A 7,009-nucleotide genomic window follows, 5' to 3' on the forward strand; every position below is an offset into this window, starting at 1 on the left:
AGGAGACATCCGTGACCAGACTCACCGCACCCAGCGCCAGCACGGTGCCCGAAACGACCCGCGCGGCACCGGACTTGCGTGTCTCCCGCCCCCCGGGGGCGGATCTCTCCGCCAGATACACGCAGGTCAATCTAGTCCCCGCGACCCCCGCAGATCCGGCGAACGCCGCAGCTGTCCCCGGGCGGTGGCCCTCTCGCACCGGGGCCGAAGGCTGCCCCGCAGGAGGATCAGCTGGGGCGGGGGAGGCCGATGGGGTTGACCGGTGGGAGGGCGCCGCTGGTCAGCAGGGCACGGCTGACCGGCGCGGCCAGTGCGATCGCCGTGGTCGCCGCCTCCGCGCGGATCACCGCGTGCGACGCGAGCCGGTCGGTGTCCGCCTCGACCCTGGTCCGGAGCTCCTGGCCCGCCGGGGTCAGCCCGCCTTCGGCGTCCAGCAGGCCCTTGCGGCGCAGCTTCGCGCTGCCGAGCTCCCACTCCTCGTCCGTCCAGCCGCGGCTGCCCTGGATCGACTCGCGGGTGACCGCCCCGGCGGCCACGTGGGTGATGCCCGCGGCCAGGCCGCCCAGGCCCTCGCGGGCCAGGGCCATGACGTGGCCGTCGCCCCGGTGTTCGCGCAGCACGGTGGCCGCCAGCCAGAGCCGCACCAGCAGGGAGTCCGGCCGGGGCACGTCGGCCCAGGCGGCCGCCAGCGCCCGGCCGTCGAAGTCGCAGGTGTCCACCAGGGCTTCCAACAGACCGGTCAGCTGGTCGAGTTCACTCGGCCGCAGCGGCTTGAGCAGTCGGCCCAGCATCTTCTCGACCGCCGCGAGCCGCGACTCCAGCACGGCCTCCGCCGTGGCGAAGGACCAGGCGTCCGGCAGGGCGCGCGCCACCTTCCCCGGGGCGAAGGCGAAGCACAGGGCGGACCCCACGCCCGCCCCGACCGGCCCGACCGCGGACAGCCGGCCGGCGAAGTACCCCATCCAGTAGCCCTTGAGCCCCACCTCCCGGGCGGCCTCGGCCGGCTCGGGGGCGAAGTAGACCACCGCGTGCAGGGGTTCCACGGCCTCCCAGAGCCGCCGTGCCAACAGGGGCTGTGCCGTCATCGCCGATCCCTCCGCCGCCGGGTCCTCCCGGTCCCACCCTAGGGCCTGTGCCGGCGTACCGGCCCCAAGGCCTGCGCGGCGGCTCCTCCCGGGCTCTAGGCTGCGAGGACGCGCGCCTCCCAGTCGATCCGGTGGTCGAACTTCCATGCCGTGCGCGCCGGGGTCGCCATCCGTGCGAACAGCGGCAGCAGGGCGTCGCGGACCAGACGGCCGACCGGGCCGGCCGCCTTGCCGCTGTTGGTCCGGTGCGCCTCCGCGATGACCCGCTCCACCCGGGCGCGGCGCGCCCGCTCGTAGGCGGCGAAGGCCTGACGGTACGGCAGGTCCCGCAGGGCGCGGGCGAGTTCGACGGCGCTCTCGGCCGCCAGTGAGGCGCCCTGGCCGGAGCTGGGCGACGTGGCGTGGGCGGAGTCCCCGACCAGGACCATGCGGCCGCGGTGCCACTGGGGGACATGGGGGAGGTCCTCCATCGGACCGGAGCTGACCAGATCGGCGGGTGCGGTGCGGCGCAGCAGCTCCAGCGCGGGCACGGCGTCCCCGGAGAACGCACCGGCCAGCCGGTGCAGCCACTCCTCGTTCGGCGTCTTCCGGACCTCGTCCCAACCGGCGTACGGGTGGGGCAGGTTGGCGAACCAGACGCCGCTGCCGTCGGCGAAGGACTGGTAGCCGAAGAAGGCACGGCGGCCGAAGGCCATGTACATCCGGTCGCCCGTGGGCGGCAGGCCGACGCCCTCGACGCGGGCGCCGAAGCCGAGCAGCCCGGAGTAGCGCGGCTCCGGCGCGGCCGGGTCGATCAGCCGGCGCACGGTCGAGCGGATGCCGTCGGCGCCGACGAGGACGTCCGCCTCCTCGCTGACGCTGCCGTCGGCGAAGACGGCACGGACGCCGGTCGCGCTCTCGCTGACGTCGACCAGCCGCTGCCCGTGGTGGACGCGGACACCGGCGCCGACGGCCAGGTCGTACAGACGCCGGTACAGGTCCGCCCGCCAGGTGAACTGCATCGGCTGGCGGATCTCGGTGACGGTCCGGCCGCGGTGGTTCTGCAGGACGATCGCGTTCATCGGCTCGCCGACCCGGTCCAGTCCGACCAGGTCCAGGGCGGCGCGGCCGTTGGGGGCGATGCTGAGCGCGCCGCCGACGCCGTCGGCGGTCCCGTCGTGGGCCTCGTGCACGGTGGCCTCGATCCCGGCCCGGCGCAGCGCGAGCGCTGCGACCGGACCGGCGATGCCGCCGCCCACGACGATCGCGGTGCGGGTGGGTGCCATCTCAGTTCTTCCTCTCCCGGGCAGGGTCGTCGACGGTCGGGAAGCCGCCCTCGCGATGGGCGCGGCGCAGGTCGTCCAGGTAGGCGCGGGAGCACATGGCGGCGAGCTGGGCGCTGCCGCCGCGCAGCACGCGGACCTCCCCGTGCCGGGCGGTGCCGGCCAGGCGCAGCCGGCGTCCCGTGGAGGTGTCGGCGCCCTGGGCGTCCTTCACCCGGCCCCGGCCGCTCCAGGCCAGGCCCCACTGGTCCACCGCGACGTCCTCGGGGAGGAGCAGCGTGACCGTGGCGCCGGTCAGTCGGAGGTCGACGGTGACCGGCTCGTCCCAGCGGATCAGGGGCGAACGCAGGTCCAGCACGACGCCGGCCCGACGGGCCCGCACGTCGAAGGCGGTGGCCTCGGTCCAGTGGCCGAGGTGCTTGACGGTGGTGTGGTCCGCGTGGATGCGCTCGGCGGACTCGAGCGGGGTCGCTGTCGTCATGGATCGATAGTTGCAGTGAAACTAGTATCTCGTCAACTAGTTCCACGGAGATCAGCACCCGTTAGGATCTGGGCATGCGCAGTTCCCCTCTCGCCCTCACCGTCCTCTCGCTGCTGCACATGCAGCCGCTGCACCCGTACGGGATCCAGCGGCTGATCAAGCAGTGGGGGAAGGACCAGGTCGTCAACGTCAACCAGCGGGCGAGTCTGTACCGGACGATCGACCGGCTGCTCGAAGCCGGCCTGATCGCGGTCCGCGAGACCGGCCGGGACCAGCAGTACCCGGAGCGCACGGTCTACGAGCTGACGGACGCGGGGCGGGCGGCGACGCGGGACTGGCTGCGGGAGATGCTGGCGGCGCCGAAGCCGGAGTATCCGGAGTTCCCGGCGGCGCTGTCGTTCACGATGATGCTGCTGCCGCAGGAGGCGGAGCGGGTGCTGGCCCGCCGCGCGGCGGCGGTCCGCGCCGAGCTGGCCCAACTTGAGGCGGCGGCAGGGCAGTTCGAGCTGCCCCGGGTGACCGTGCTGGAGGACGAGTACCGCCGCGCGGTCCTCTCGGCGGAACTCGCCTGGCTGGACGGGGTCGTGTCCGAGCTGCGCTCAGGCGCGCTCACCTGGGACTTCGACTCCCTCTCCGCCCTCGCCAAGGCGGCAGCCGGATAGCCCCCGGCAGGGCGCGAGGATCCCCAGCCTCCCCCTGCCTTCGGCCGGAGGTGCCCCCACGGCGGGAGGGGCCCCAGCGCGAGGAACCCACCACTCGCGGGGTCCGGCCCGTGTGCGGTCGAACCTCTCTGAGTGGTGGGTTCCTCGCGCGCCATGCGGCGGAGCCGCACGTGTCGACAGCCTCGCGCCCCTGCCGGGGACTTGCGCGGCTAACTCGCGTGCAGGAGTTCGTCGATGTAGTTGGGCTGGTCCACGGGAATCGCGCCTTCGGCGCGGTATCGCAGCGTTGTCTGCTCCCAGTAGGACCAGCCGGCCAGCCAGGAGGCCAGAGCGGCGACGTACCGGGAGACGGCCAGCCGCTCCGAGCCGTGGACGCCGAGGCGGTCGCAGAGGCGGGGGACGTCCGCGCGCATCCGCGCGAACGAGTCGACCATCTCCTGAGCCTCCTCCTGCACGGTGGCCTTGGCCTCCGCGAGGCCGCACCCGAGCTCGTGCTGGGTGATCACGACCAGGTTGTAGACGTCGCCCCGCGGCGCCTCCTTGTCGTAGGACCAGACGTCGTTGCTGAACGCCGGGGCATCCGCGGCGTACTGGCGCAGCAGCCGCATCGTGGGGTTGTGAAGGGCCGCCGGGGGCACCTCACCGCCGAAGCGTTCCACCGCGTCGAGCACCGTCTGCGCGCCGTCGGCGCAGCGGCGCATCTCCAGGAACGCCGCGCGGCTCGGGACGACCGCGTCGACCCGCCCGAGCGCCTCGCTCGGGTGCGCGGAGAAGTACTCCTCCCAGTGGAAGGCGGCGCGGGAGCGCCAGCGCCGGGACATGCCCAGCGAGAGCCTGCGCCACAGGTCGCCGAAGGCGGAGGCGACGGGGGAGGGCGTGTCCACGGGGCGGCCGCCGTGCGCGATGGCGGTCAACTCGTCCGTCACCCTGGCGACATGGAGGGGATCGAGGCCGACCTCGCCGTCGAACTGGTCGTCAAAGAGGAAGTAGAAGCTGAACATGTCCGTCGCCAGTCGCAGCCCGCTCCGGTCCAGGTCGGGGAAGCTGCGGGCGGCCAGCGTGGGGATGTCCCAGCGCTCGTAGACCGAGACGGCGGCCGGGTCCTTGAGCATGCCGTGCGAGCGGAGCCACTCCAGGTTGTGCTCGGCGGCCTCGTCCCGGTACGGGCTGGGCTGGGTCTGCCAGGGAACGCGCAACTGCATGAGGGACTCGCCCTCCTTTCGTCCTGCGACGTTACCTCAAGTGGTCTATAAGGGTCGCTACTTGGCACAACGGCCGCTCAACCAACAAGCGGAATTGGCTAAAACGGTCAAAATAGATGGCTTGGAGAAACTGCCCACGGCACGTACCGGACTGGATAGCCTCGGAAGTCAGGACTGCCGGACGCACATGGGGAGTTGCCGCCGTGGAGGAACGTACGCTCTTCGAGCGCGAGGAGGCCACGGCGCAGGCCGAACGGGCGCTCCGGGAACTGCGCGAGGGCTTCGAGGAGGGCCGCACACAGCTCGGCTCCACCCTGATCTTCAGCGGGGCCGCAGGCACCGGTAAGACGGCACTGATCGAGGCGGTGCGCAGGTCGGCGCTCGACCCCAAGGGCGGCTTCACCGTCGTGTCCGCCCGCGGCGGCCAGCTGCTGCGGGAGTCCCCCTACACCGTCGTCCGCGGGCTGCTGCAGGCCGAGTTGGCCCGTTACGGCAGCATGGAGCGGCAGGAGCTGTTCGGCACCTGGTACGACCTGGCCGCCCCCGCACTGGGGCTGATCCCCTCGCCGCAGGGCCGCCCGCTCGATCCGCTGGGTGTGCGCACCGCCCTCAGCTGGGTTGTCAGCCAGCTGGTCCGCACCGGGCCGCTCGTGCTCACCGTGGACGACCTGCATTGGGCCGATGCGGAGTCGATGGCGTGGTTGGCCGAGTTCTCCCAGCTGCATCTCGCCCAGCTGCCGATCCTATTGGTTCTGGCCTACCGACCGGGTGAACTGCCTGAGGGCGCACGGGAGCTGAGCGCGTCGCCGACCGCCCGCACGGTCAAGGTGGACCCGTTGGGCCAGGAGGCCACCCTGGAGCTGCTCCGCTCCGAGCTGGGCGAGGAGACCGAGGAGGGCTTCGCAAACGAGTGCTGGGTGGTCACCAGCGGCAACCCCTACGAACTGGTCTATCTGGTCAGCCGGTTGAAGGACCAGGGGCTGCCGCCGACCGAGGACACCGTCCCCCGGCTGCGCGGCATCGCGGCATCCGGTCGCGGCGACGCCATCGTCCGCACCCTGGAGCAGGCGGACGTGGACACCCGCCGCTTCGCGCAGGCCGCGGCCGTCCTCGACCACGAGGACTTTACTGTCCCGCTGGCGGCCAAGCTCGCCGCCGTCCGGGACGGCAACGTGGACGCCGTCGTGGCGTCACTGCGCGAGTCGCGGATCCTCGACCGCAAGGAGCCGCCCGGCTTCGTCCACCCGACCATCGCCACCGCGATCTACCAGCGGATGTCGCCGGCCACCAAGACGGCCATGCACGGCGCGGCGGTCCAGGTACTCAAGGACGCGGGCAAGCCGCTCTCCGTCATGTCCCGGCACCTGATCGAGACCTACCCGGAGGACGACCCGCAGGTCGTCGAGATGCTGCGGGACGCCGCCGACGAGCACCTCGCGATGGGCGCCCCCTCGGCCGCCGTGCGCTGCCTGGAGCGCGCGCTGGAGGAGCCGCCGCTCAACGAGGACTACGCGACGGTCCGCTTCGAACTCGGCCGGGCCCTGCTGCTCACCAACCCCACCGCCACCGTGGGCCACCTGCGCGCGGCCCTGGACACCCGGGACGGGCTCTCCGCAGACATGCGCGAGGAGGCCGTGCTGAGGCTCGGTCAGGCCCTCGCCCACAGCGGCCGGATGGAGGAGGCGGTCGAAGCCACCGCCGGGGCCATGCCCCAGTTCCGCTCCGACGCGGATCCCGGCCGCACCGTGCGCCTGCAGGCCGCCTACTACATGTGGTGGTCTTTCCTGCGCGACGAGGAGGAAGGCGGCAACTCCCGCCGCCTGGAGGAGATCGCCGACGGCCTGACCGGCCAGGACGCCGCCACCCGTGCCGTCCAGGTAGTGCGCGCCTGGGACATGACCCAGCGCGGCCTGGACTCGCTGCAGGCCCTCGAACTCGCCGTCCAGGGCTGGCAGGAGAACCAGGTCGGCGGACGCCTCGCCCACGGCCTGGAGTGGACCAACACCACCTGGGGCTTCGAGATCCCGGTCCTGCTCGGCCTCGTCTACGCCTACAACGACCGGCTCGACGTCGCCGGTCGCCTCTTCGAGGAAGCCCACCACGCCTTCGAGGTGGCCGGCTGGACCGGTGGCCACCTGGGCTTCGCCGACTTCATGACCGGCTTCGTGCTCTTCCGCCAGGGCCGCCTGCTGGCCGCCGAGAAGCAGTTGCGGGCCGCGCTCAAGCGCTCGGACCGCATGGGGCAGGGAACACCGCTGCAGTGGGACACCGTCGCCGTCCTAGATGATCGATTCCAAGGGTCAGTGGTCGTAGGCGG

At 72.6% G+C, this 7,009-nt stretch carries 6 protein-coding genes; 2 read left to right on the forward strand and 4 right to left on the reverse strand.

Annotated features, from left to right (window positions below; genetic code table 11):
* Positions 1–227: 227 nt before the first annotated feature.
* The 3 genes from ACFP3V_RS31935 to ACFP3V_RS31945 all read right to left on the reverse strand — a co-directional run bounded on the left by ACFP3V_RS31935 (position 228) and on the right by ACFP3V_RS31945 (position 2,828).
* Positions 228–1,085 carry an SCO6745 family protein gene (locus ACFP3V_RS31935; protein ID WP_380591381.1) on the reverse strand — a complete coding sequence of 286 codons (858 nt, stop codon included), beginning with the start codon at positions 1,083–1,085 and terminating at the stop codon, positions 228–230.
* Positions 1,086–1,180: 95 nt separating this feature from the next.
* Positions 1,181–2,350 (reverse strand): FAD-dependent oxidoreductase, encoded by a 1,170-nt coding sequence (locus ACFP3V_RS31940; protein ID WP_380591384.1) that lies wholly within the window; start codon positions 2,348–2,350, stop codon positions 1,181–1,183.
* Between the two features lies 1 nt (position 2,351).
* Complete coding sequence (locus ACFP3V_RS31945; RefSeq protein WP_380591387.1) at positions 2,352–2,828, reverse strand: hypothetical protein; 477 nt, start codon at positions 2,826–2,828, stop codon at positions 2,352–2,354.
* Between the two features lie 74 nt (positions 2,829–2,902).
* On the opposite strand from ACFP3V_RS31945, the gene ACFP3V_RS31950 reads away from it, so the two are divergent.
* The gene (locus ACFP3V_RS31950; RefSeq protein WP_380591390.1) at positions 2,903–3,490 is read left to right on the forward strand and encodes a PadR family transcriptional regulator; all 588 of its coding nucleotides are present in this window, start codon (positions 2,903–2,905) and stop codon (positions 3,488–3,490) included.
* Between the two features lie 209 nt (positions 3,491–3,699).
* Here ACFP3V_RS31950 and ACFP3V_RS31955 read toward each other — a convergent pair whose 3' ends face one another.
* Entirely contained in the window at positions 3,700–4,692 is a 993-nt protein-coding gene (locus tag ACFP3V_RS31955; RefSeq protein WP_380591393.1) for a terpene synthase family protein, read from the reverse strand.
* Positions 4,693–4,895: 203 nt separating this feature from the next.
* On the opposite strand from ACFP3V_RS31955, the gene ACFP3V_RS31960 reads away from it, so the two are divergent.
* On the forward strand, positions 4,896–7,009 hold a 2,114-nt coding region (locus ACFP3V_RS31960), incomplete at its 3' end, for an ATP-binding protein (protein WP_380591396.1).

Origin of the sequence: Streptacidiphilus monticola, from assembly GCF_042658505.1 — a bacterium.
Classification (GTDB): domain Bacteria; phylum Actinomycetota; class Actinomycetes; order Streptomycetales; family Streptomycetaceae; genus Streptacidiphilus; species Streptacidiphilus monticola.

Coding starts and splice junctions, on each gene's coding strand:
- ACFP3V_RS31935 (WP_380591381.1), bottom strand. CDS start 1,085: ATGACGGCACAGCCCCTGTTGGCACGGCGGCTCTGGGAGGCCGTGGAA.
- ACFP3V_RS31940 (WP_380591384.1), bottom strand. CDS start 2,350: ATGGCACCCACCCGCACCGCGATCGTCGTGGGCGGCGGCATCGCCGGT.
- ACFP3V_RS31945 (WP_380591387.1), bottom strand. CDS start 2,828: ATGACGACAGCGACCCCGCTCGAGTCCGCCGAGCGCATCCACGCGGAC.
- ACFP3V_RS31955 (WP_380591393.1), bottom strand. CDS start 4,692: ATGCAGTTGCGCGTTCCCTGGCAGACCCAGCCCAGCCCGTACCGGGAC.
- ACFP3V_RS31950 (WP_380591390.1), top strand. CDS start 2,903: ATGCGCAGTTCCCCTCTCGCCCTCACCGTCCTCTCGCTGCTGCACATG.